The organism is Allobosea sp. GW822-FHT03F07, assembly GCF_058801345.1.
Window position 1 is genome coordinate 1,336,120 of the sequence record NZ_JBXAND010000001.1, and the last position, 24,034, is coordinate 1,360,153.

The 24,034-nt window shown below is 67.2% G+C and carries 21 protein-coding genes and 1 other RNA gene; 14 read left to right on the plus strand and 8 right to left on the minus strand.

Annotated elements, in window-relative coordinates:
* Positions 1 to 8 precede the first annotated feature (8 nt).
* Positions 9 to 1,724: a Na/Pi cotransporter family protein gene (locus tag AC1RMY_RS06390; protein WP_492863116.1), complete on the minus strand. Its 1,716-nt coding sequence runs from the start codon at positions 1,722 to 1,724 to the stop codon at positions 9 to 11.
* Between the two features lie 247 nt (positions 1,725 to 1,971).
* Between AC1RMY_RS06390 and AC1RMY_RS06395 the strand changes: the two genes are divergently transcribed.
* On the plus strand, positions 1,972 to 2,541 hold the full coding sequence (locus AC1RMY_RS06395; protein ID WP_492863117.1) for a flavodoxin family protein: 570 nt from the start codon (positions 1,972 to 1,974) through the stop codon (positions 2,539 to 2,541).
* 24 nt (positions 2,542 to 2,565) lie between these two features.
* Here AC1RMY_RS06395 and AC1RMY_RS06400 read toward each other — a convergent pair whose 3' ends face one another.
* The 6 genes from AC1RMY_RS06400 to AC1RMY_RS06425 form a co-directional block, all read right to left on the minus strand.
* Positions 2,566 to 3,339, minus strand: a complete 774-nt coding sequence (locus AC1RMY_RS06400; RefSeq protein WP_492863118.1) for a GGDEF domain-containing protein — start codon at positions 3,337 to 3,339, stop codon at positions 2,566 to 2,568.
* Between the two features lie 315 nt (positions 3,340 to 3,654).
* Positions 3,655 to 4,887, minus strand: a complete 1,233-nt coding sequence (locus AC1RMY_RS06405) for an ABC transporter permease (RefSeq protein WP_492863119.1) — start codon at positions 4,885 to 4,887, stop codon at positions 3,655 to 3,657.
* Positions 4,884 to 5,633 (minus strand): ABC transporter ATP-binding protein, encoded by a 750-nt coding sequence (locus AC1RMY_RS06410; protein WP_492863120.1) that lies wholly within the window; start codon positions 5,631 to 5,633, stop codon positions 4,884 to 4,886. Before AC1RMY_RS06410 ends, AC1RMY_RS06405 begins: the two co-directional genes overlap by 4 nt.
* Before the next feature lie 193 nt (positions 5,634 to 5,826).
* Entirely contained in the window at positions 5,827 to 7,509 is a 1,683-nt protein-coding gene (locus AC1RMY_RS06415) for a hypothetical protein (RefSeq protein WP_492863121.1), read from the minus strand.
* Positions 7,510 to 7,649: 140 nt separating this feature from the next.
* Positions 7,650 to 8,438: an N-acetylmuramoyl-L-alanine amidase gene (locus AC1RMY_RS06420; protein ID WP_492863122.1), complete on the minus strand. Its 789-nt coding sequence runs from the start codon at positions 8,436 to 8,438 to the stop codon at positions 7,650 to 7,652.
* A complete protein-coding gene (locus tag AC1RMY_RS06425) occupies positions 8,435 to 9,184 on the minus strand; it encodes a TerB family tellurite resistance protein (RefSeq protein WP_492863123.1) in 750 nt (249 codons plus the stop codon). Before AC1RMY_RS06425 ends, AC1RMY_RS06420 begins: the two co-directional genes overlap by 4 nt.
* Before the next feature lie 344 nt (positions 9,185 to 9,528).
* Between AC1RMY_RS06425 and AC1RMY_RS06430 the strand changes: the two genes are divergently transcribed.
* Both AC1RMY_RS06430 and rnpB read left to right on the plus strand, forming a co-directional pair.
* Positions 9,529 to 10,146, plus strand: coding sequence for a lytic transglycosylase domain-containing protein (locus AC1RMY_RS06430; RefSeq protein ID WP_492863124.1), 618 nt, complete (start codon positions 9,529 to 9,531; stop codon positions 10,144 to 10,146).
* Positions 10,147 to 10,227: 81 nt separating this feature from the next.
* An RNA gene (rnpB, locus tag AC1RMY_RS06435) (RNase P RNA component class A) lies at positions 10,228 to 10,619 on the plus strand.
* A 156-nt stretch (positions 10,620 to 10,775) separates the two neighbouring features.
* Here the strand turns inward: rnpB and AC1RMY_RS06440 are convergent.
* Positions 10,776 to 11,198, minus strand: coding sequence for an organic hydroperoxide resistance protein (locus AC1RMY_RS06440; RefSeq protein WP_492863125.1), 423 nt, complete (start codon positions 11,196 to 11,198; stop codon positions 10,776 to 10,778).
* A gap of 253 nt (positions 11,199 to 11,451) precedes the next feature.
* Between AC1RMY_RS06440 and AC1RMY_RS06445 the strand changes: the two genes are divergently transcribed.
* From AC1RMY_RS06445 to AC1RMY_RS06495, 11 genes are all read left to right on the plus strand, one after another.
* Complete coding sequence (locus AC1RMY_RS06445) at positions 11,452 to 11,946, plus strand: MarR family winged helix-turn-helix transcriptional regulator (protein WP_492863126.1); 495 nt, start codon at positions 11,452 to 11,454, stop codon at positions 11,944 to 11,946.
* Between the two features lie 350 nt (positions 11,947 to 12,296).
* Positions 12,297 to 12,776, plus strand: a complete 480-nt coding sequence (locus tag AC1RMY_RS06450) for a division/cell wall cluster transcriptional repressor MraZ (RefSeq protein WP_492863127.1) — start codon at positions 12,297 to 12,299, stop codon at positions 12,774 to 12,776.
* On the plus strand, positions 12,773 to 13,819 hold the full coding sequence (gene rsmH, locus AC1RMY_RS06455) for a 16S rRNA (cytosine(1402)-N(4))-methyltransferase RsmH (protein WP_492863128.1): 1,047 nt from the start codon (positions 12,773 to 12,775) through the stop codon (positions 13,817 to 13,819). The genes AC1RMY_RS06450 and rsmH overlap by 4 nt, the downstream gene beginning before the upstream one ends.
* Positions 13,816 to 14,202: a cell division protein FtsL gene (gene ftsL / locus AC1RMY_RS06460; RefSeq protein ID WP_492863129.1), complete on the plus strand. Its 387-nt coding sequence runs from the start codon at positions 13,816 to 13,818 to the stop codon at positions 14,200 to 14,202. Before rsmH ends, ftsL begins: the two co-directional genes overlap by 4 nt.
* On the plus strand, positions 14,199 to 15,965 hold the full coding sequence (locus tag AC1RMY_RS06465) for a peptidoglycan D,D-transpeptidase FtsI family protein (protein WP_492863130.1): 1,767 nt from the start codon (positions 14,199 to 14,201) through the stop codon (positions 15,963 to 15,965). The genes ftsL and AC1RMY_RS06465 overlap by 4 nt, the downstream gene beginning before the upstream one ends.
* A gap of 38 nt (positions 15,966 to 16,003) precedes the next feature.
* The gene (locus AC1RMY_RS06470; RefSeq protein WP_492863131.1) at positions 16,004 to 17,458 is read left to right on the plus strand and encodes a UDP-N-acetylmuramoyl-L-alanyl-D-glutamate--2,6-diaminopimelate ligase; all 1,455 of its coding nucleotides are present in this window, start codon (positions 16,004 to 16,006) and stop codon (positions 17,456 to 17,458) included.
* Positions 17,455 to 18,876: a UDP-N-acetylmuramoylalanyl-D-glutamyl-2,6-diaminopimelate--D-alanyl-D-alanine ligase gene (locus AC1RMY_RS06475; protein ID WP_492863132.1), complete on the plus strand. Its 1,422-nt coding sequence runs from the start codon at positions 17,455 to 17,457 to the stop codon at positions 18,874 to 18,876. The genes AC1RMY_RS06470 and AC1RMY_RS06475 overlap by 4 nt, the downstream gene beginning before the upstream one ends.
* Before the next feature lie 88 nt (positions 18,877 to 18,964).
* The gene (mraY, locus tag AC1RMY_RS06480) at positions 18,965 to 20,047 is read left to right on the plus strand and encodes a phospho-N-acetylmuramoyl-pentapeptide-transferase (RefSeq protein ID WP_492863133.1); all 1,083 of its coding nucleotides are present in this window, start codon (positions 18,965 to 18,967) and stop codon (positions 20,045 to 20,047) included.
* Positions 20,048 to 20,049: 2 nt separating this feature from the next.
* On the plus strand, positions 20,050 to 21,480 hold the full coding sequence (gene murD, locus AC1RMY_RS06485; RefSeq protein ID WP_492863134.1) for a UDP-N-acetylmuramoyl-L-alanine--D-glutamate ligase: 1,431 nt from the start codon (positions 20,050 to 20,052) through the stop codon (positions 21,478 to 21,480).
* 133 nt (positions 21,481 to 21,613) lie between these two features.
* On the plus strand, positions 21,614 to 22,798 hold the full coding sequence (locus tag AC1RMY_RS06490) for a MalY/PatB family protein (RefSeq protein ID WP_492863135.1): 1,185 nt from the start codon (positions 21,614 to 21,616) through the stop codon (positions 22,796 to 22,798).
* 101 nt (positions 22,799 to 22,899) lie between these two features.
* The gene (locus tag AC1RMY_RS06495; RefSeq protein WP_492863136.1) at positions 22,900 to 24,033 is read left to right on the plus strand and encodes an FtsW/RodA/SpoVE family cell cycle protein; all 1,134 of its coding nucleotides are present in this window, start codon (positions 22,900 to 22,902) and stop codon (positions 24,031 to 24,033) included.
* Position 24,034: the final 1 nt, after the last annotated feature.

A 24,034-nucleotide genomic window follows, 5' to 3' on the forward strand; every position in this document is an offset into this window, starting at 1 on the left:
ACAAGCGCTCAGGCCGGAGCAACCGCCGGCATCATGCCGCCCAGATCGCGGGGCGCACCGACCTCGGCCCGCGTCTCCGCTTGAACCTCGCGCGAGACTGAACGACGTTCGGCGTCGATGCGCTCGATCATGACATAGGCGCGTTCGGCGCTGCCGAGCAGCGCCAGGATGGCGCCGCGCTCGACCCAGGGCAGTTCCGCGCCGAGGCGCAGGCAGCGTTCGCGCAAGCTGAGCAGTGCGTCGATGCGCGGCTGCGCGTCGGCCGTCACCAGCGGGTTGACCTGGTTGATTGGGACGATGGCGCGCAGGGCGTCGGTCACCTGGTCGATGACTTCGTTGACGAGGCCCCGGCCGATCTCGCCGAAGGGCTGGCGCTCGACCCGCCTGGCGACCTGGTAGAGCGTCTCGCCGAGGCTCGCCGTTTGATCCTCTTCCTCGATCAGGCTGGCGACGAGATCGGCGCGGGCATACGACATATCGGGAGTGAACATGCCGGAGGTGTAGGCGCGGATGTCGCGGTTCAGGATGTCGATCGCGGCATAGTGCTCCTCGATCTTGTCGGGGGCATTCGGGTTGCCGCGGGCGATGTCCATGAACAGCTTGGCTGCTTCAAGATAGCGGCCGGTCTCGCGCTGGATCGCCTCGATCGCCTGCGCGTCGTTCCCGGCCTTCACCAGATAACGTGGCTGGCTATAGTCCTCGATGTCATCGATCGAGGAGGCCCCGACCTTCGACAGCACGCGCTCGAACACGCCGACGAAGGGGAAGAGCAGGGCGGTGTTGAAGATGTTGAAGAAGGTCGAGTAGAGGCCGACCGCGACCGGCACGAGCGGGAAAGTCTCCTTGCCGTCCTTGACGACAGGCATGCCCGGATCGCCGCCGAACCACTGCATCGCCCAGGTCAACACATCCATCGATACAAAGAAGAGCGGGATCGTGATCGCGACGCCGATCAGGTTGAAGGATATGTGGGCATAGGCGGCGCGCTTGGCGTTCTTCGACAGGTTGAGCGAGGCCATCCAGGAGGTGATGGTGGTGCCGAGATCGGCGCCCAGCGAGAAGGCGACAGCGGTCTTCCAGTCGAGGATGCCGGCGGCGCCGAGCCCCATGACGATGCCAATCGTCGCCGAGGACGAGTGGATCATCGCGGTGATGCCGGCGGCGATCAGCACGCAATAGATCAGGTTCAAATAGGTGTCGGCCCGGAGCGCGGAGATCACGCTCATGACCTCGGGCATGTTGCGCAACGGGCGCAGGCCGCCCGTCATAAGGTTCAGCCCGTAGAAGATCAGCGCGAAGCCCATGCAAGCCAGCGCGATGTTCTTCATCTTGTCGGTCCTGGCGAAAATGTGGACGAGCGCAAAGATGCCCGCCAGCAGCAGGCCCAAGGGGCCGAGCGGGAGCGCGATCAGGCCGTTGCCGAGCGTCGTGCCGATGTTGGCGCCCATGATGACGCTGATGGCGGGCCGCAAGCCGATGACGCCGGCATTGACGAGGCCGACGACCATGACGGTCATCGCTGTCGAGGACTGGATGACGCCGGTGATGAAGGTGCCCGCGAGCACGCCCTTCGACGGGGTGCCGGCGATGCGGGCCAGCAGGGCCCGCATCTTGTTGACCGCGAGCGACTGGATGCCGTTGCTCATGAATTCGAGCCCGAGCATGAAGATGCCGAGACCGCCGATCACGGGCACGACGACCTGGGTGAAGATGTCGATCTGCATGACGTCCCCTGAACTGTCTCTGCCCTGAAGTACACCTGCCGCCCGCCTGTGCCCCGAGGCAGGCCGCGCGATCACGGCTGACTAGGGCAGCCACACGACATGGAGGTGACGATAGTGGGGGTGGGCGGGACCTTGCGGCAGCGCCATGGCGGTCCTGCGTCGTTGCAACCGCGCGGGCATTGAAGCCGCCGCTGCGCTGCAACATCTTGGCGGCACCCAACGGGTTCATTCCGACAGAGGCTCGACCATGACCAAGATCGCCATCGTGTTCCACTCCGGCTACGGCCACACCAGGAAGGTCGCCGAGACCGTGCAGACGGGCGCGGCTGCGGCCGGCGCCAGCGTCGATCTCGTTGCGATCGATGCGGAGGGCAATGTTCCGGAAGCCGGCTGGGAGACGCTAAAGGCCGCTGACGGCATCATCTTCGGCTCGCCGACCTATATGGGCATGGTGTCCTGGCAGTTCAAAAAGTTCGCCGACGCCTCCAGCAAGCCCTGGTACACGATGGACTGGAAGGGCAAGGTCGCGGCCGGCTTCACCAATTCGGCGACGCTCAACGGCGACAAGGGCTCGACCATCGCCTATCTCGCGACGCTGGCTGCCCAGCACAAGATGCTGTGGACCGGCACGGGCATGCATCCCTCCAACGCCAAGGCCCATGGCCGCGACGACCTCAACCATCTCGGCGGCTATCTCGGCCTGCTCGTGACCTCGCCGTCGGATGCCGGCGTCGACGAGATGATCGCCGGAGACCTCCAGACGGCCGAAGCCTTCGGTCGGAACGTCGCCGATGTGGTGAAGAGCGTGAAGGGCTGAGCGGTAGCGCGGCGCGAAGCGCTTCTAGGCGGGCCGCGATCCGGGGAGGATCGCGGCCTTGCCCTCTGCGTACGGACAGGATGCGGGCGCGAGGGGCCTGGCGACCATGCCGTCGAAGATGCGAACGCAGTTGCTGCCTGCCGCCTTTGCGACATAGAGCGCCGCGTCGGCCTCGGCGAACAGCTTTCTCGGATCGTGCCGGTGCGAGGGCTTCAGGACGGCCGCACCGATCGTGACGCCGATCTCTATGGCCAGAGTGTCGCGAGGCACCGGCCGGGCCAGCAATCGCTGGGCTCCTTCCAGTGTCGCGGCCAGGCCGGCATGCCCGCCGGGCACCCGCAGCAGCAGCGCGAATTCGCTGCCGCCGATGCGCGAGACCTGGACGGCGTCGGGGAAAAGCCGAGCCAATCGCGCGCCCAGGCAGCGCAGGCATTCATTCGCGCCGGCGTGGTCAAGCTGCTCGCGGAGCGACGCGAAATCATCGATGCTGATCAACGCCAGGGCGAAGCCATGGGAGCCCTCGGCATGGCGGCTGAGTTCGCGGGCGGCTTCCTCGAAGGCGCGGCGGTTCGCAAGGCCGGTCAGCGGGTCGTTGCCGACGAGCGTGACAAGGCCGTCCCACATCCTCTTCTCGGCGGTGATGTCCTGCTTCGAGCCGAAGATGCGGACCGGGCGTCCTTGGTCGTAGTTCACGCCGACGCGCAGGCGCATCCAGCGGCTCTGTCCGGCGGTCCGCAACTGGCAGTCGAGGGAAAACCCCGTGCCCGAGCGGATGGCGGCGGCGCGGCGCTGCTCCATCTCGCTGCGGCTCTGGCTCTGGTAGACGTCGAGGGTGTCGGAACGGCGGAGTTTCGAACCGCGCGCCATTCCGAACAGATCGTAGACCCCGTCAGTCCAGGTCAGCACCTCTGTGGCAAGATCGCACGACCAGGCGCCGCCCGGTCCGAGCATCGCCTGCTCGTAGAGGCTGCCGGCGGCGAGCGCGGGAGGGCTTGCGTGCTTCAAGACAGGTTCCCCGGAGGGGCGGGTCTAGGCATGTGCCTAAAAGCTAGGCGTCATTGGTTAAGCGATTCTTGTCAAGCCGTTCCAGCAGGAGGCACCGCAAGTGCTCATTCACTCCCGTCGCAGCGCCTCGATCGGGTCGAGCCTGGCCGCCTGCCTGGCGGGATAGAAGCCGAAAAAGATGCCGATCATCCCGGAAACGCCGACGGCGATCAGAATCGTCTCGATCGAAACGACCGAGGGCCAACCGGCTATTCGTGCAATCGTGAGCGCGGAGCCGATGCCGAGGGCGATCCCGACCGCACCGCCGATGGTGGCCAGCGTCGTCGCCTCGATCAGGAACTGCGCCAGGACGTCGCGCTGCCTGGCGCCCACCGCCAGCCGGAGGCCGATCTCGCGAGTGCGCTCGGTCACGGAAACCAGCATGATGTTCATGATGCCGATGCCGCCGACCAGCAGCGAGACCCCTGCGACGGCCGCCAGCAGCCAGGACAAAGTGGTTGCGGCCTGGGTCGCTGTGTTGGCGATCTCGGTCAGGTTGCGGACGATGAAGTCGTCATCCTGGTCCGCCATCAGGCGGTGGCGCTGGCGCAGGAGGGCGCCGGTCTGCTCGATGCCGGGCGCGATCGCGTCCTCGTTGGCGAACTTGACCATGATCGTCTGGACCGAGCGGTCGCGAGCATAGTTGCGGCCGACGATGCGGCGGCGGCCGGTGTCGAGCGGCACGAAGATGACGTCGTCCTGGTCCTGGCCCAGCGCCGACTGGCCTTTGCCGGCCATCACGCCGATGACCTTGAAGGGCACGTTGCGGATACGGAACTGCTGTTCGAGCGGGTTCTGCTCGCCGAACAGGTTCTTGGCCACGGTCTGGCCGATGATGGCGACGATCTCGCCCCGGCGCAGCTCTTCGGGCTCAAACAGGCGCCCCTCGGCGACATCCCACTCGCGCGCGGTGAAGAAGTCGAGATCGGTCGCGGTGATCTGCGTCGACCAGTTGGTGCCGGCATAGATGGCCTGGGCACGGGTGACGATAACCGGGGCGGCGGCCACGACGTCGTCGATCTCCCTGGCGATCGCGGCCGCGTCCTCGTCGGTCAGCGTCGAGGAGGCGCCGGCTCCGAGCCGGGCACCGCCCTGCGTGACGTTGCCGGACTGGATGATGGCGAGGTTGGCTCCCAGCGACTTGATCTGCGAGGTCACACGCTCACGCGCGCCCGAGCCGATCGCAACCATGGCGATGACGGCGGCGACGCCGATGATGATGCCGAGCATTGTCAGGGCCGAGCGCAGCGCATTCGCACCGATGGCCGAGAGGGCGGAGCGGATCGCCTCGAGGATGCTCACGCGGCGACCTCCGGCTGGGGCGCGTGGGCATCGATGGCGGCGAGGGCCGTACGCGCATCGGCCGGTTGCTGGCGCTGGTCGCTCAAAAGCTTGCCGTCCCGGAAGCGGATGACGCGGCGGGCATGGCGCGCGACCTCGGCGTCATGGGTGACGAGCACGACCGTGACGCCCTCGCGGTTGAGGTCCTGGAAGAGTGCGAGGATTTCGAGCGCCGTGCGGCTGTCGAGCGCGCCGGTCGGTTCGTCCGCGAGCAGCAGGCGTGGTTCGTTGACGAGCGCGCGGGCGATGGCGACGCGCTGCTGCTGGCCGCCGGAGAGTTGCATCGGGCGGTGATGGGCGCGCTCGGCGAGCCCGACGCGGCCGAGCGCGGCGAGCGCCCGCTCGCGCCGGGTCTTGCGATCGGCGCCGGCATAGACCATCGGCAGCTCGACATTGGCGCAGGCATCGACGCGCGGCAGCAGGTTGAACTGCTGGAAGACGAAGCCGAGCTTGCGGTTGCGCAGCTCCGCGAGGCCGTCGCTGCCCAGCGTCTCGACCGCCACGCCGTCGAGCCGGTAGTGCCCGCCGGTGGGCCGGTCGAGGCAGCCGATCAGGTTCATGAATGTCGACTTGCCCGAGCCGGAAGGGCCCATCACGGCGACGAGTTCGCCGGTCTCGATCTCGAGCGAGACATGGTCGAGCGCCGTAACGCGACCGGAGTCGAGGTCGTAGATGCGCGAAAGCTCGCGGGCTTCGATCAGAGGCATGACGCAGCCGCCTTGCACAGCTTCAACCTAATCGGATGCATGCCGTTCTCCGCGCCGTCATCCCGGCCGAAGCGAAGCGGAGCGCCGGAATCCATCGGAGGGCTCCGGAGCTTTACGATGGATCCCGGAGCGACGCGGCTGCGCCGCTTGTCCGGGATGACGGCGCTGCTGGAATTACCGTTGTCCATCGCCATCAAAACAGCCGCGGGCCGCGGACCGGCGGGCCGCCTGCCGGTGCGGGCGCGGGCGCGGCGGCGCGGGGGCCGCCGCCGATGATCACCGCCTGGCCGTCCTTGAGGTCGCCGGAGACGAGTTCGGTATAGGCGCCGTCCGTCGGTCCGAGCATCACCGGCACGGCCTTGGGCTGGCCGTCGCCGCCAAGGACATAGACGCGGCCCGGCGTGCCTTGCGGCGAGGCGGAGCGGCCCTCCTGCATCATCGCCTCGAACTTCGCCTTGCGCTCGGGATCGAGGACGGCGGCGACCTTGGTGACCATCTCGGTGCGTGCCTTGCGGAAGGCGGCACGGCGTTCCTCGTCGGACAGGCCGGCCATGGCTTCGCGGAAGCCGGCACGGCCTTCCTGCATGACGGCGGCAATTGCCTGCTTCTGTTCGGGCGTCGGTTGCAGCTCGGTTTCGATGCGCTCACGGAACGCCGCCCCCTGAGCGCCGCCGCGGCCGCCTTGGCCCTGGCCTTGCGCTTGGCCTTGTCCCGGGCCAGGCGTGGCGCGCGGAAGCGCCGCGGGAGCGCTGGTTGCGGCCGCGCCGGCGGGGCGGAAGCGCAGCGCCGCATTGGCGACGCGCAGCACATCGCGGCGGTCCTCGGTCACGACCTGGAGATTGGCGGTCATGCCCGGCAGCAGCGCCATGTCGGCATTCTCGACCCGGATGACGCCGGTATAGGTGACAACGTTCTGGATCGTCTGCGCGCCGAGGCGCACCATCTCGACACGGCCTTCGAAGGTCCGGTTCGGATAGGCGTTGACGGTGAAGCTCGTGGGCTGGCCGGGCTTCAGCCGGCCGACATCGGCCTCGTCGATATTGGCGTAGATGTCGATGACGCGCAGATCCTGCGCGATCTGGAACAGGGTCGGCGTCGAGAGCGAGGCGGCCACCGTCTGGCCGAGATCGACCTGGCGCTGGACCACGACGCCGTCTACCGGCGAGCGGATGTCGGTGCGTTCGAGGTCGATCAGGATGTCCTTGAGCTTGGCCTCGCGGCTGCCGATCAGCGCTTCGCCGGACTGCACCTGCCCTTCGGCGAGGAGGATGTCGGCGTCGAGCCCGTTGAGCTCGGCCTTCGCCGAGGCGATCTGGGCCTCGCTGGAAGCAAGCGTTGCCACCTGGATCTCGACCTGCGTGCGGGCCGTGTCGAGGGCCTGTTGCGCGCCGGTGTTGCGGTTGAAGAGTTCGTTCTGCCGCTCGAAGGTACGCTTGGCGTCGGCGAGCTGGGCTGCCGTGCGGTCGCGCTGGGCCTCGAGATCCTTGACCGTCGAATTGGCCTTGACCCTGGTCGAGCGGGCGCGGTCGAGCTGGGCGCGCTTGACGACGAGATCGGCCTTGGCCTGCAAGACATCGGCCTGGGCGGCGTCGCGCCGGGTCTTGATCTGGTCGCTGTTCAGCCGCGCAACGATCTGGCCTGCCTTCACCTGCGAATTGTAGTCGGCCAGGATCTCGACGATCTGGCCCGAGAGCTGCGAGCCGACGAGGACCGTCGTCATCGGGGTCAGCGTGCCGGTGGCGCGAACGGCGGCGGTGATCTGGCCGCGATCGATCGAGGCGGTGCGGTAGGCTGCGTCATTGGCCGGGCCGCCGGCCGGGCGCAATGTCCAATAGCCGGCCGCCACGACGAGGGCCGCCAGTCCAGATCCGATCAACCACTTACGCAAAGGCCGTCCCCATCGTCGCGCAGGCGAGCCAGCCTGCGTCCAGCCTTCGCAGCATGCCAGAAAATGGTCTCGGCAGCGAGTTAACTTCCTGCAATGTTGCGGATAACCCTGCGTCAGGCGACCTTCGGTCAGGCGATCCTGGCCGTTTGCGTCTCCGCCAGCAGGTCGCGCAGGGTCGTGATCGTCGAGGCGTCGGCAACGCCATCGACCTTGTCCGGACGCCAGTGGCGCTGGAAGGCGGCGACCACCGCCTCCAGGCGCTCGTCATAGATGCCGTCGACGGTCACGCCGTAGCCCAGCATCGCGAACATCGCCTGCAGCGCCTCGACCGGCTGGCCGCCGTCGCCGCGGGCGAAGAAGCGGCCGCCGCGAATCGGGGCCGGCTCGCTCCAGAGCCCGACGCCGCCCTCGCTGAGGCGACGCCAGGGGAATTTCTCGCCGGGGTCGATCTTGCGGCCGGGCGCCACGTCCGAATGGGCGAGGACGCGTTTGGGCGGGATCGACCAGCGCTCGCAGATGTCGCGGCAGAGGTTCAGCGTCGCCGCGATCTGCTCCTCCGGGAAATCGGGCAGGCCGCCGGGATGGCCGGGATTGGCGATCTCGATGCCGATCGAGCAGGAATTGATGTCGCTCTCGCCGGCCCAGTGCGAGGCGCCGGCATGCCAGGCGCGGCGGCTTTCCGGCACGAGCTGCAGAGTGTGGCCGTTCTCGAAGACGAAATAATGCGAGGAGACCTGAGAGACCGGGTTGCACAGCCATTGCAGTGCTTCGCCGGCATCCGGCATGCCGGTGTAGTGCAGGATCAGCATGTCAGGCCGGCGGTCGGATTCTCCGGCTCCGCCTTTCCGTTCGCCATGATTGGGGGAGGGGAAGACCTTCGCCGCGAAGCGGCTGTCGGGCGCCGTCGTCAGATTCATGCGGGTTGGCCGGCCAGGCGGGTGCGCAGCCCACGCTCGCGCTCGATCCGGTCCCAGGCGGCATTGATGGCGGCGAGGCGGCGTGTGGCGATCGCCACCGCCTCCTGCGGCAGGCCGCGCGCGATCTCGCGGTCGGGGTGGGTCTGCGCCACGAGCTGGCGGTAATGCCGTTTGAGATCCGCGTCGCTCATCTCGCGGGTCGCGCCGGTGACCAGATAGGGATCGTCGGCGCGGCGGGTGTGGCGGGACTCGATTCGAGCGAAATCGGCATCGCCGATGCTGAAGATCGCCGCGACGTCGCGCAGATAGGCATGCTCCGCCTCATGGATCGCGCCATCGGCGGCGGCGATCAGGAAGAGCCCGTCGAGCACGTCTTCGAGCAGAGCCGGCTCGTCGCGGAAGCTCTCGGCGATCTGCGTGGCGTAAGCCTCGAAGCCTGCGCTCGTCTGCTTGGCGAGGTCGAACAGCATCTCGATGCGTTTGTGCTGGTCAGGCGGCACGGTGACGATGCGCTCGAACGCCGCGACCTCGTCGCGCGTGACGACACCGTCCGATCGCGCCATCTTGGCGGAGAGCGCGACGAGCCCGGTGGTGAAGATCAGCTCGCGAGGGGCGGGGCCGAACGGCGCGCCCTCGCGGTCGACGAGCATGTGACCAGCGAGTGCACCGACCAGCGCGCCGAGCGGGCCGCCGAGTGCCAGGCCCAGGCCGCCGCCGCCCAACGCCCCCCAGAATGACGAAACCATCGTGCAGGCGTCTCCCGGCCTTGTATGCGGGCATGATAGCGGCGTGGGGCAGGGTGGGACAGCCCGGCGCGGTCGCCGCTGCCCGCTTTTCTCATTGCGGAGGCGAATACGTCGAGAATGCGGCGAAAGTCGTAAGCCGGCGTCAATACCGCGGATTGCGGCTGTGCTGCTCTGCGCTGATTCGCGATTTACATGGATAATACTTGCAAGCAAGTTATCGTATATCCGTTGCGATGTAATAATTTTTGAACGAATTCGCGAATCGTGGGACAGATTCTCGTCACATTTACTGAGCAATTGACTGTCGCTTCCAGCCATGTTCCAGACGGAAGGTTCAGTCGATCATGCGATATATCTCCAGGGGCACTGGTGCCGCCCTCGCGATTTGCCTCGCAACCCTGCAGCCGGCCCAGGCCATGGTGAATGACGAGACGGACGCTCGCGCGTTCATCGTCCGGGAAGCGGAGATCCGGCGCGCGCAGGAGGCTGGCGAAGCCGGCGGGGACAGGGCCGGAACCGCCGCTGCCGAATCCGCTGCCGTGGGCAAGGCGAAGGCAGGGCGTGCGGCGGCGCTCGCGGCGCCGGCCGGATCGGAAGGGCTCAAGGCGCTGGTCGCGCGCCATGCCGCTGCCAATGGCGTGCCGTTTTCGCTGGCCGATGCGATCGTACGGGTCGAGAGTCGCTACAATCCCCGCGCATCCCATGCGGGCAATTACGGCCTGATGCAGATCCGCCACCAGACGGCACGTGGCATGGGCTATTCCGGCGGCGCCGGCGGGCTGCTCGATGCCGAGACCAATGCGCGCTACGCCATGAAGTATCTGGCGATGGCCTATCGCGCCGCCGGCGGCGACACTTGCCGCACCATCATGAAATATCAGAGCGGTCACATGACCGAGCGCATGAGCGGAGCCAACCGCACCTACTGCGCCAAGGTCCGGACGATCACGGCCCGCAGCTGAGCCTTTCCCTCTTCTGCCTTTCCTGGCTTTCGCGCTTCGTCGGCTTGACGCAGGGCGCGGGAACGCGCACTAGCCCGGCCGCCAGTCGGCCGGACGGCCGCTCTCGTTCGCGAGGGAGGAAAGTCCGGGCTCCACGGAAACACGGTGCCGGATAACGTCCGGCGGGGGCGACCCCAGGGAAAGCGCCACAGAGATCGAACCGCCTCGCGCCTCGGCGTGAGGTAAGGGTGAAAAGGTGCGGTAAGAGCGCACCGCGGACCCGGCAACGGGGACGGCATGGCAAGCCCCACCGGGAGCAAAACCGAATAGGGACGATGCTTCCCGCGCGAGCGGGAAGGGGCCTGTTTCTGGGCCTTGTCGTCCGGGTTGGTTGCTCGAGGCGCGCAGCAATGCGCGTCCCAGAGGAATGGCCGTCACGTCGGGGGAGCGATCCTCCGGCCATCCAGAACCCGGCTTACAGGCCGACTGGCAATTCTACTCCGGCGGCCGGCTGCGGCGCTGTCGTGCGCTTCCGGTGCTCACGGACACAAGTCCGCTCCGCTCCGGTTCTCGAACAACGCCGCATCCGACTCGCCGGAGCGAATTGCGGCAGCTTTGGCCGGCAGCACGATGCCGCCGAACCTTGCTGATCACGCGACCTTCAGCTCAACCGGGATGTTGCCCCGCGTCGCGTTCGAGTACGGGCAGACGATGTGGGCCTTCTGGACGAGGTCCTCGACGACGGCCTTGTCGACGCCCGGCACCGAGATAGTGAGCGTCACCTCCAGGCCGAAGCCGCCGCCATCGTCGCGGGCGCCGATCCCGACATCGGCAGAGACCTTCGCGTCATCCGGGATCTTCACCTTTTCCTTGCCGGCGACGAACTTCAGCGCGCCGAGGAAGCAGGCCGAATAGCCCATCGAGAAAAGCTGCTCGGGATTGGTGCCGTCGCCGCCGCCGCCGCCGAGTTCCTTCGGGGTGTTCAGGACGACCGAGATGTTGCCGGTGTCCGTCGCGGCCTTGCCTTCGCGGCCGCCGGTGGCGGAGCCGTGGGCGGTGTAGAGAACCTTCATGGGAAAACTCCTCGGTGTTGGCGATCCCGGGCGTCGGTGATGCGGTGGGAGGCTCGTCTCGCCGCAGGGGCCGCCGCTCGTCGATCAGTGAGCTTGCGTGGATCTTTTAGATCGTGCACAATTGAATTGTCAACGATGCAATTGGGTTCGATCACGCGGAGTTGATTGCGCCCTCGGCCTGGTTCTGATTTTCGGTTCGACAGGGCGGCAAAAGGCCTCCGGCAGCAGCCAGAGATGAGTGGGTAGAGAAGCGATGGCGGCCAAGAAGGTTCCCGAGATGCAGGTTCCAGCGACGAAAGCTCCCGAGCGGCGCTCGCCCCGGCTCGAAGATCAGCTCTGTTTCGCGGTCTATCAGACCGGCCATGCCTTCACGCGGCTGTACCGTTCGATCCTCGCCGATCTCGGCCTGACCTACCCGCAATATCTGGTCATGCTCGTGCTGTGGGATTGTGACGGGCTGACCGTCAAGGCGGTCGGCGAGCGGCTCTCGCTCGATTCAGGCACGCTGACGCCGCTGCTCAAGCGCCTGGAAGCGTCGGGATTGATCCGCCGCGAGCGCAGCCGCGAGGATGAGCGCCAGGTCCTGCTGCATCTGACCGAGGCCGGCGAAGCGCTGCGCGAGAAGGGCATCTGCGTGCCCGAGGCGATGGGGCGGGCGATCGGCGACGCCGTTCAGCCGGGCGGTCGGCTGCTGGCAGATCTGGCAGCGTTGCGAGCCGCGCTGGTGAAGGCGGCCGACCAAGGCTGATGCCGTAAAAAATATTCGCGCCGATAGGCCTCGAAACTGATCTCCGCAGGACGATCATTTGCGTCCCGCGGCCCGAAATTGCTGTTGGTTACGGATACTTAACCTTAACGGGCTGTGATGATCCCACGCTCCCGCAGGCATGTCTCCGCATGTCCGATTCCATTGACGCCCATAATCACCCATGCTATCCCAAATCATCCCGTCGAAACCGGCAGGCGACAATCAGATCAAGGTCCGTGTGCCGCGCGGATTTCGGTCGATGCTCTCGCCTTGTCGGTTTCGATGGGGGGCTGAAGTCCTGCCACTGAAGCGGCCGGGCTGGTTGGGAGAGTGCAGGCCGGGAGGCGGCGTTGACGGACCGCTTCGTCTCGAATTTCACCAACCGTCTCGACGCCAAGGGCCGCGTCTCGATCCCGTCGAGTTTCCGCGCCGTGCTGGCGAAGGACGGCTACGAGGGTCTCTACGTTCATCCCGCGCTCGATCTCGCCGCCTTCGATGCCGGCGGCCATGCGCTCCGCAAGACGATCGACGACATCCTCGCGCGCTTCTCGCCCTTCTCGGAGGAGTGGGAGTCGCTGTCGACGGCGCTGAACGGCACCTCCGAGGTGTTGAAGGTCGATCCGGAGGGGCGCATCATGCTGAGCGAGGCGTTGAAGGCGCATACGGGGATCACCGATGCCGTCACCTTCGTCGGCCATGGCCACAAATTCCAGATATGGGAACCCTTGCGGTTCCAGGCGCATCTCGATGCGGCGCGGGCGAGGCTGCGCGACGTGAAGCGGGCGCTCGGATCGCAGCTTATCGCGCCGGGCGGAGGCTCGGGCGCATGACGGGTCGGAGTGGTCGCGAAGAGGGTGTCGCCGGCGAGGCTGCGGCGCATGTGCCTGTGCTGCTGGCCGAGGTGCTGACCGCTCTCGCGCCCAAGCCGGGCGGGCGCTATCTCGACGGCACCTTCGGCGCCGGCGGCTACACGCGCGCCATTCTCGATGCCGCTCCGGGTTCGACGCTACTCGCGCTCGACCGCGACCCGAGCGCGATCGCGGGCGGGGCCGATCTGGTCGCGGCGATGGCCGGCCGGCTGACATTGGCGCAGGCGCGCTTCGGCCAACTCGCCGAGGAGGCCGAGCGCTTCAAGATGGCGCCGCTCGACGGCGTCGTGCTCGATATCGGCGTGTCCTCGATGCAGATCGACCAGGCCGAGCGCGGCTTCTCGTTCCGTTTCGACGGGCCGCTCGACATGCGCATGGGGCGCGAAGGCCAGAGTGCCGCCGACCTCGTCAACGAGGCGGAGGAGGGGCTGCTTGCCGACATCTTCTACCACTACGGTGAGGAGCGCCGCTCCCGGGCCGTGGCGCGGGCCGTGGTCGAGGCCCGCCGCAAGGCGCCGCTGACCACGACCAAGCAACTGGCCGATCTCGTCGCCGGCATTGTCTGGGCGGAGCCCGGCGGACCGCATCCGGCGACGCGGGTGTTCCAGGCGCTGCGCATCGCGGTGAATGACGAGCTCGGCGAGCTGGTTTCGGCGCTGCACGCGGCCGAGGCGGTGCTCGCCCCCGGCGGGCGGCTCGTCGTCGTGACCTTCCATTCGCTGGAGGACCGCATCGTCAAGCAGTTCCTCACTGAGCGCTCCGGGCGCGCTCCGGCCGGCTCGCGCCATGCGCCCGTCATTGCCATGGCGCAGCCGACCTTCAGTCTGGTCAATCGCGGCCCCGTGACGGCGTCCGAGGAGGAGATGCGGCGCAACTCGCGCTCGCGCCCGGCGAAGCTGCGCGCCGCCGAGCGCAATGCCGCGCCGGCCCGCCCAACAGAGCCCGATCTCGTCGCGCTGGCGGGCATTCCCGCGGCCCAGCCCCGCAGGAGGACCCGAGCGTGATCAAGCTGCTCCATGTCGTCGCCATCGGCGCGCTCGTCTCCTCGGCACTCTATGCCTACACGATCAAATACGAGACCACGCTCGAGGCCGAACAGCTCCAGAAGACCAGGATGAAGATCCATCGCGAGAAGGACGCGATCGCGGTGCTGAAGGCCGAGTGGCAGTATCTGAACCGCCCGGACCGCTTGCAGGCGCTGGCCGACCGCCATCTCGATCTGCAGCCCTTCTCGGTGACGCAGGTCGTGCGGATCGCCGACATTCCCAATCGCGGGCCGAAGGTCGATGCGATCGGCCGCAAGCTCGAGGATCTCGGCTTGGGCGTTCCGACCGAGACCCCCAAGGACCGCAAGGCGAGCGCGACCACGCCGGGAGGCCGTCCATGAAGCCGTCCGAGAAACAGCCCTCGCAGGCCGCGCCGGAAACCGAAGCCGAGCCGGTGCGCCGCTTCGCCATGCTGCGCGAGGTCTTCCGCATGAGCGGCGAGAAGAGCCAGCCGCGCGTCGGCCTGGTGATCCTCGGTTTCTCGGCGCTGTTCCTGGCGATCACCGGCCGGTTAGTGATGTTGGCGACGCTGCCGAACGAGCAGGTCGGCCTGCGCCGCGCCACTTCGAACGCGATCTCGGCGGCGAGGCCCAACATCACGGACCGCAATGGCGAGGTGCTCGCTACCGATATCCGCACGGTTTCGGTTTTCGCCGAGCCGCGCAAGATCCTCGACAAGGACGAGGCGACCGAGCTTCTGACCGCCGTCCTGCCCGATCTCGACGCCAAGGACCTGCGCGACAAGCTCGCCACCAAGAAGGGCTTCGTCTGGGTCAAGCGTGAGATCACGCCGCGCCAGCAGGCCGAGGTGCACCGGCTCGGCATCCCGGGTGTCGGTTTCGTGCCCGAGAATAAGCGCGTCTATCCCAACGGCACGGCCGCTGCCCATGTCCTCGGCTTCGCCAATGTCGACAATGTCGGGATCGCCGGCATTGAGAAATACATCGACTCGCAGGGCCTGCAGGACCTGAATGGCGCGGGCCTAGCGACCGAGGCGTCCGACCTCAAGCCGATGGCGCTGTCGATCGACCTGCGCGTCCAGCACGCGCTGCGCGACGAGTTGTCCAAGGGCATGGAGAAATACAAGGCGATCGCAGCGGCGGGCGCGATCATGGACGTCAATACCGGCGAGATGATCGCGCTGGTCTCGCTGCCCGATTTCGACCCCGGCAACCCTGTCGATGCGCTCGAAAAGGACCGCATCAACCGGATGAATGTCGGCGTCTACGAGATGGGCTCGACCTTCAAGGCCTTGACCATCGCGATGGCTCTCGATTCCGGCAAGGCCAGCATCAATTCGAGCTACTCGACCGCTGGCGGCATGATGCGGTTCGGCCGCCAGGTCATCAAGGAGTATCACGGCACCGGCCGGACCCTGACGGTGCCGGAGGTCTTCCTGCATTCGTCCAATATGGGCTCGATCAAGATGGCCCTGTCGGTCGGCGTCGAAGGCCACAAGGCCTTCCTGCGCAAGATGATGCAGCTCGACCGGATGACGACGGAACTGCCGGAGAGCGCGGCTCCGATCGTGCCGGGGCGCTGGGGCGAGATCAACACGGCGACGATCGCCTTCGGCCACGGCCTCGCGGTCGCGCCGCTGCAGGCGATGGCGGCAGTTGGTGCGCTCGTGAACGGCGGCACGCTGATCACGCCGACCTTCCTGAAGCGCTCCGAGGAGGAGGCAAAGAAGGTCGGCATCCGCGTGATCAAGCCGGAGACCTCGGAGGCGATGCGCTTCATCATGCGCCTCAACGGCGAGAAGGGCTCGGCGCGCAAGGCCGATGTCGCGGGCTATTTCGTCGGCGGCAAGACCGGCACGGCAGAAAAGGTCATCAACGGTCGCTACGCCAAGAACCGCAATTTCACGACCTTTACGGCGATCGCGCCCTCCGACAAGCCGCGATACCTGTTCCTCGCGATCTATGACGAGCCGAAGGGCTATGCCGAGAGCGGCGGCTATTCGACTGCGGCCTGGAATGCCGGCATCACCACCGGCAGGGTGATCGAGCGGACCGCGCCGATCCTCGGCCTGCCGCCGCGCTTCGAGCCGCCGGTCGCGCCGTTCCCGCTGATGGCGCGGCTTGGGGCCTGGGGCACGCGCTGAGGCTTGCCGCCAGTCCGCCGGCACGATAGCGAGCGACCATGACACAGCCACTGAGCCTCGGCCGCCTGTTTCCGGGGGCCTTCGTGTCGGATGAGGCGCGGACGGTCTCCGGCGTTTCCTTCGACAGCCGCAAGGTCCAGCCCGGCGAGGTCTTCGTCGCGCTCGCCGGCGTGAAGGCCGATGGTGCGCGCTTCATCGCGGATGCGGTGGTGAAGGGCGCCGTCGCGGTCGTCTCGGGACAGCCGAGGCCGGCCGATCTCGCGGGCGACATCGCCTTCGCGCAGGTCGCCGATCCGCGCCTCGCTTTGGCGCTGGCGGCGGCGCAGGTGCATCCGCGCCAGCCCGGCACGATCGTCGCGGTCACCGGCACCAGCGGCAAGTCCTCTGTAGCCGATTTCACCCGCCAGATCTTCCAGGTGCTCGGTCATGAGGCCGCCAGCGTCGGCACGATCGGCGTGGTCACCGCGAAGGGGGCCGATTACGGCTCGCTGACGACGCCGGACCCGCTTTCGCTGCACGCTTCGCTCGACAGACTGGCCGGAGAGGGCGTGACCCATCTGGCGATGGAGGCCTCGTCGCATGGTCTCGACCAGCACAGGCTCGACGGCGTCCGGCTGAAGGCCGGCGCCTTCCTCAATCTCGGGCGCGACCATCTCGACTACCACCCGACGGTGGCCGACTATTTTGCCGCCAAGATGCGGCTATGGGCGTTGCTGCCGCAGGGCGCGCCGGTCGTGATCAACCGCGACGAACCCTATGCCGAGGAGGCTGCGCAGGCGGCGACCGCGGCCGGCCATCCGCTGATCGGCATCGGCCGCAAGGGCGAGACGATTCGCCTGGTCGAGCGCGAGCGCGAGGGCTTCTCGCAGCGGCTGACGCTTGCCGTCGGCGGGCGGGAACTCCTCGTGTCGATGCCGCTGATCGGGGATTTCATGGCCGGCAATGCGCTGGTCGCCGCGGCGCTGGCTATGGCGACCGGGGACGACATGGAGGCTGCGCTGCGGGCGATTTCGGGGCTGACGGGGGTCGCCGGGCGCCTGGAGCGCGTCGGAGAGGCCCATGGCGGCCTGGTCGTCGTCGACTACGCCCACAAGCCCGATGCACTCGCGGCGGTGCTCTCGACCCTGCGCGGCTACGCCTCGGGGCGGCTGATCTGCGTCTTCGGCTGCGGCGGCGACCGCGACACCGGCAAGCGCCCGCTGATGGGCGCGATCGCGGCCGAAAAGGCCGATATCGCCATCGTCACCGACGACAATCCGCGCAGCGAGGACCCGGCTGCGATCCGGGCACAGGTGATGGCGGCGTCACCTAAGCTGCGCGAGATCGGCGACCGGGCCGAGGCGATCAAGGCGGCCGTACGCATGCTCGGCGCCGGCGATGTTCTGGTCGTGGCCGGAAAAGGCCATGAAACCGGCCAGATCATCGGCGACCGAACCTATCCCTTTTCCGACCAGGACGTGGTGCGGACGGCTGTTGCGGAGATCGCAGGATGAACGCACCCCTGTGGAGCGGAGACGAGCTGGTCGCGGCCCTGGGCGCGCGCGCCGAGGGAGCGGTTCCCGCGGCCGTGACGGGCATCTCGATCGATACGCGCACGCTGGAGCCGGGCGATGCCTTCTTCGCGATCACCGGCGAGGCCCGCAACGGGCATGATTTCGTCGCAGCGGCACTGGAGAAGGGCGCGGCTCTCGCTGTCGTCGACGAGGCGCATGCCCAGCAGTTCGCCGGCAAGGGTACGCTTGCCGTGGTGCCCGACGTGCTCAAGGCGATGGAGCGGGCCGGCAGCGCGCGCCGCGCCGAGCTGAAGGCCGGAATCGTTGCCGTAACCGGCTCCGTCGGCAAGACCGGCACGAAGGATGCGCTGCGGCTCGTCCTGTCGCGGCAGGGCAAGACGCATGCACCCGTCGCTTCCTACAACAATCATTGGGGCGTGCCGCTCACGCTCTGTCGCACGCCCCGCGACGTGGCCTATGCGGTCTACGAGATCGGGATGAACCATCCCGGTGAGATCCTGCCGCTGGCGAAGCTGGTTCGGCCGCAGGTTTCGATCATCACGACGATCCAGCCAGTGCATCTCGCCGCGTTCGAGTCGCTGGAAGGCATTGCCGAGGAAAAGGCCGGCGTGTTCTGGGAGTTGGAACCGGGCGGCACGGCGATCGTGAACGCCGATATCCCGCAGGCCGAACTGCTCGAGCGTATCGCCAAGGCCGGGCCGGCCGGTGACGTGATCCGCTTCGGCGAAAGCCCGGACGCCGATGTCCGGCTGCTGTCCTGCGCGCTCAAATCCGACGTGTCGACGGTCGACGCGCTCGTGATGGGGCAGCCGGTGACCTATCGGCTGGGCAGCCCGGGCAAGCATATCGTGCTGAATTCGCTGGCGGTCCTCGCGGCCGTCAAGGCACTCGGGGCCGATCTGGCCCTGGCTGCGCTGGCGCTCGGAGATCTGCGGCCGCCGGCCGGACGCGGCGCGCAGCAGAAGCTGGAGGCGCCGAGCGGAGCCTTCACGCTGATCGACGAGAGCTACAACGGCAACCCCGCCTCCGTGCGGGCGGCGATCGAGAATCTCGGCCGGATACCAGTCGCCGGCCGCGGTCGCCGGATCGCGGTGCTCGGCGACATGCTGGAACTCGGGCCGACAGGGCCGGCGCTGCACAAGGGGCTGGCTGAGGCGATCCTGACCAACCGCGTCGATGCCGTTTTTGCCTGCGGGCCGCTGATGCGCGAACTCTATGACAGCTTGCCTTCGACCCTCCGAGGGGCTTATGCCGCGCAGGCGAGCGGGCTCGAGCCTCTCGTGCTCGACGCGATCCGTGGCGGCGACGTCGTCATGGTGAAGGGGTCCCTGGGCTCGCGCATGGGGCCGATCGTGAAAGCGGTCGTGGCGCGCTTTCCGGCCCTGCCGGCCGAGTAGCAAAGCGTTCTCGAGCGAAGTGGGTACCGGTTCGCGTGAAGAAAGCGCGTCGAACTAGAATTCTCTAGAACAAGAGACCAAAAATCCGATGCTCGTCTGGCTCGCTGATTTCTCCAGCACGTTCCCGATCCTGAACGTCTTCCGATACATCACCTTCCGGGCTGGCGGCGCCACCGCGACGGCGCTTCTGGTCGTGTTCTTCTTCGGCCCGGCGGCGATCTCCTGGCTTAGGATCAAGCAGGGCAAGGGCCAGCCGATCCGCACCGACGGGCCGCAGACGCATCTCGCCAAGCGGGGCACGCCGACGATGGGAGGGCTGATGATCCTCGGCGGTCTGCTGGCCGCGACGCTGCTCTGGGGCAATCTGCGCAACCCTTATGTCTGGATCGTGCTTGCGGTGACGGTGAGCTATGGCGCGATCGGCTTCTACGACGATTTCCTGAAGGTCACGAAGCAGTCCCACAAGGGCTTCTCCGGCAAGGCCCGGCTCGCGCTGGAGATGGTGATCGCGCTGATCGCCTGCTGGTTGGTGATGCAGCTAGGGCCGCCGGCGATCGCCTCGGGTTTCGCCATGCCCTTCCTGAAGGAACTGATCATCCCGCTCGGCATCTTCTTCCCGCTCGTGACCGCCTTCGTCGTGGTCGGCGCGGGCAATGCGGTGAACCTCACCGACGGGCTCGACGGGCTCGCCATCGTGCCGGTGATGATCGCGGCCGCGACTTTCGGCTTCATCTCCTACCTGACCGGCAACGCGATCTTCGCCAATTACCTCCAGATCCACCATGTGCCGGGCGCGGGCGAACTCTCGGTGGTCTGCGGGGCGGTGATCGGCGCCGGCATCGGCTTCCTTTGGTTCAATGCGCCGCCAGCCCAGATCTTCATGGGCGATACCGGCTCGCTGGGGCTCGGCGGCCTGCTCGGTGTCGTCGCAGTCGCGACCAAGCACGAGATCGTGCTGGCGATCGTCGGCGGGCTCTTCGTCATCGAGGCGCTCTCGGTGATCATCCAGGTCTTGGTCTATAAGCGCACGGGCAAGCGCGTCTTCCTGATGGCGCCGATCCACCACCATTTCGAGAAGCTGGGCTGGACCGAGCCGCAGGTCGTGATCCGGTTCTGGATCATCTCCGTCGTGCTGGCGCTGATCGGTCTGTCGACGCTGAAGCTGCGCTGATCATGACGCCGATCACCTGCTTCAGAGGCTCCCGCGTCGCCCTGTTCGGGCTCGGTGGATCGGGGCTCGCCACGGCGCGTGCGCTGATCGCCGGCGGGGCCGGGGTTTCCGCCTGGGACGACAACCCCGCCAGCCGCGACAAGGCGACGGCCGAGGGCATTCCGGTCGCGGATCTATTGGCTGCCGACTGGTCCGGCTTCCACAGCCTCATTCTTGCGCCGGGCGTGCCGCTGACGCATCCGGCGCCGCACTGGACGGTGGACAAGGCCAGGGCGGCCGACGTCGAGGTGATCGGCGATGTCGAGCTGTTCTTCCGCGAGCGGGCGGCGACCGCGCCTGCCGCGCCGGTGGTTTGCATCACTGGCACCAACGGGAAATCGACGACGACGGCGCTGATCGCGCATGTGCTGCGGCAGACCGGGCGCGACGTGCAGATGGGCGGCAATATCGGCACGGCCGTGCTGGCGCTGGAGCCGCCCGCCGAGGGCCGCATCCATGTCATCGAGTGTTCGAGCTATCAGATCGACCTCTCGCCCACGATGAAGCCGACCGTCGGCATTCAGATGAACCTCACGCCGGATCATCTCGACCGGCACGGCACCTTCGAGAACTACGGCGCGATCAAGGAGCGGCTTGTCGCCAGCGCCGACATCGCCGTGATCGGCGTCGACGACGAGCCCTCGAAGCAGATGGCGCGCCGGCGCGCAGCCTCGGGGCGCCCGCTGGTGAGGATCAGCGGCGAGCAGCCGCTCGACGAGGGCGTTTTTGCCGGAGTCACCGCCAATGCCGGGACGCTGGAAACGCGGATCGTCCAGGTTCTCGACGGCAAGCCCCGCATCGTCGCCAATCTCGCGGGCATCGGCTCCCTGCGCGGCTCCCACAACGCACAGAACGCTGCGGCTGCCTTCGCCGCATGCTTTGCCCTCGGGCTCACGGCCGAGGAGATCGCCGCGGGCTTCGCGAGCTATCCCGGCCTCGCGCATCGGATGGAGGAGATCGGCCGGATCGGCCGGGTGGTCTTCATCAACGATTCCAAGGCGACCAACGCAGACTCGACCGAGAAGGCGCTGACCTCCTTCCGCGACATCTTCTGGATTCTCGGCGGCAAGGCCAAGGAAGGCGGCATCGAGAGCCTCAGGCGCTACTTCCCCAACATCGCCAGTGCCTATCTGATCGGCGCCGCCAGCGATCTCTTTGCCGCAACCTTCGATGACGACGGCTGCGTCTCTTACGAGCGCAGTAGCACGCTCGACGTCGCGGTCGCGCATGCGACGCGCGATGCGCTTGCGCATGGCGGCTCTGGCGAGATCGCGGTGCTGCTCTCGCCAGCCTGCGCGTCCTTCGACCAGTTCCCGAATTTCGAGGTTCGGGGCGACGCGTTCCGGACGTTGGTGAAGGCGCTGCCGGGGTTCGAGCCCTTCGGAGCGCTGTAGAAGTGGCGATCGGTCAAGGCAGGGCTTCGGAGCATGGCTGCTATCCGCCCTCGAACTGGCCCGTGAACACCAAATGCGACATGGCTGCAGGGCGACCGGCCGGCTCGGTGCGCCAACCGAGCGAGGACTGACAATGGGCGCTGCCCCGAACTTTGACGAGCAGATCGATCGCCGCGGAACCCATTCGGTCAAATGGGACATGATGGAGGCGATCTACGGCGTTCCCGCTTCCAACGGCATCGCGATGTGGGTGGCCGACATGGACTTCCGGCCGCCGGCCTGCGTGCAGGCAGCCCTCGAAGGCATGGCGGCGCATGGTCTCTATGGCTATTTTGGCGATATCAGGGCCAACCACGACGCCATTCGCTGGTGGATGAAGACGCGTCATGGCTGGGATGTCGAGTCGGAGGCGATCCTGACCACGAACGGGCTGGTGAACGGTACTGCGCTTTGCGTCGATGCCTATACCAGGCCCGGCGACGGCGTCGTTCTTATGACGCCGGTCTATCACGCCTTCGCACGCGTCATCGCGGCGGCCGGCCGCAAGGTGGTCGAGTGCCCGCTGGCGATCGAGGACGGTCGCTATGTCCTCGACATTGCCGGCTGGGATGCAATGATGACGGGCAGCGAACGGATGCTGGTCCTGTGCTCGCCGCATAATCCCGGCGGGCGCGTCTGGACCCGCGACGAACTGCGCGAGATCGCGGCGTTCTGCGTCCGGCACGACCTGATCTTGGTCTCCGACGAAATCCACCATGATCTCGTCATGCCCGGCTACAGGCACATCGCCATGCCATTGGCGGCGCCGGAGATCCAGGACCGGCTGGTCATGATGACCGCCACGACCAAGACCTTCAACCTTGCCGGCTGCCATGTCGGCAACGTGATCATTCCCGACAAGGCGCTGCGGGCACGGTTCCAGGCCAGCGTCAATGCCCAGGGCGTCTCTCCGAACGCGTTCGGCATGGTCATGGCCACGGCAGCCTACAGCCCCGAGGGGGCGGCATGGGTCGATGCCCTGGTCGATTATCTCGACGGCAATCGGCGGCTGTTCGAGGACGGGCTCAGTGCCATTCCCGGACTTCGCCCGATGTCGCTCGAGGCGACCTATCTCGCCTGGATCGATTTTGCCGGGACCGGCATGGAGACGGCCGAATTCACGGCGCGGGTCGAGAAGCAGGCGCTGATTGCGGCCAATCATGGTCCGAGTTTCGGCGCCGGGGGCGGTTCCTTCCTGCGCTTCAACCTCGCAACACCGCGGGCGGTCGTTGCCGAATCCGTTTCGCGCTTGAAGCGGGCCTTCGGCGATCTGCAGTAGCGACGGCCGGTCCCGGAATCATTCCGTTAACCCTTCATTGACAGAGTGCTTCAGATTCGTGGCGCTTCACTAGCGTCAAAGCCTGCTCTGGAGCCCCCGTCATGGTCTCGCGCGCCGAACCCTCTCTCAGCGGCCGCTGGTGGTGGTCGATCGACCGCGTCATCCTGAGCGGCCTCGTCGCGCTGATGGTCTCGGGCGTCGTGCTGCTGATGGCCGGTGGGCCGCCGGTGGCAGAGCGGCTCGGCCTCTCGACCTTCCATTTCGTCAACCGGCAGGCGGCCTATCTCGTCATCGCGATGACGATCTTCATCGGCGTCTCCTTCCTGACGCCGCGGCAGGTCCGCCGGGCGGCTCTGGTGATCTTCACCGTCTCGCTCGCCATGGTGGTGGCGACGCTCTATCTCGGCGTCGAGGTCAAGGGAGCGCGGCGCTGGCTGACGCTGGGCCCGCTCGGCTCGGTGCAACCTTCCGAGTTCCTCAAGCCGGCCTTCGTCGTGCTCGCCGCCTGGGCCTTCGCCGAGGGCACGCGCCGGCCTGACCTGCCGGGCACCATCCTGGCCTTCCTGCTGTTGCCGGCGACGATCGCGCCGCTCGTGCTGCAGCCCGATTTCGGCCAGACCATGCTGGTCACGCTGGTCTGGGCCGGCCTGTTCTTCGTCGCCGGTCTGCACTGGTTCTGGGTGCTGGGTCTGGGTGGGGCAGGGGCAGTCGGTATCCTGATCGCCTATCAGCTCGTGCCCCATGTGCGCGCCCGCATCGAGCGCTTCATGGATAAGGGCTCGGGCGACACCTTCCAGATCGACACCGCGCTGGAGAGCTTCGCACAGGGCGGCTGGTTGGGTAAGGGCCCGGGCGAAGGCACGGTGAAGCGCATCCTGCCCGACGCCCATACCGACTTCATCTTCGCCGTCACGGCGGAGGAATTCGGCATCGTCGTCTGCATCCTGCTGGTGATGTTGTTCGCGCTGATCGTGCTACGCTCGCTCGCCGTCGCGCAGAAGGCCGAGGACCCGTTCATCCGGCTCGCGGTCACGGGCTTGGCCCTGCTCTTCGGCATCCAGGCCTCGATCAACATGATGGTGAACCTGCACATGATGCCGGCCAAGGGCATGACGCTGCCCTTCGTCTCCTATGGCGGCTCCTCGCTGATCTCGCTCGCCATCGGCACGGGCTTCCTGCTCGCGTTGACGCGCAAGCGGCCCCGCGCTGTCGATTTCGGCCGCTTCAGGGGCTGAG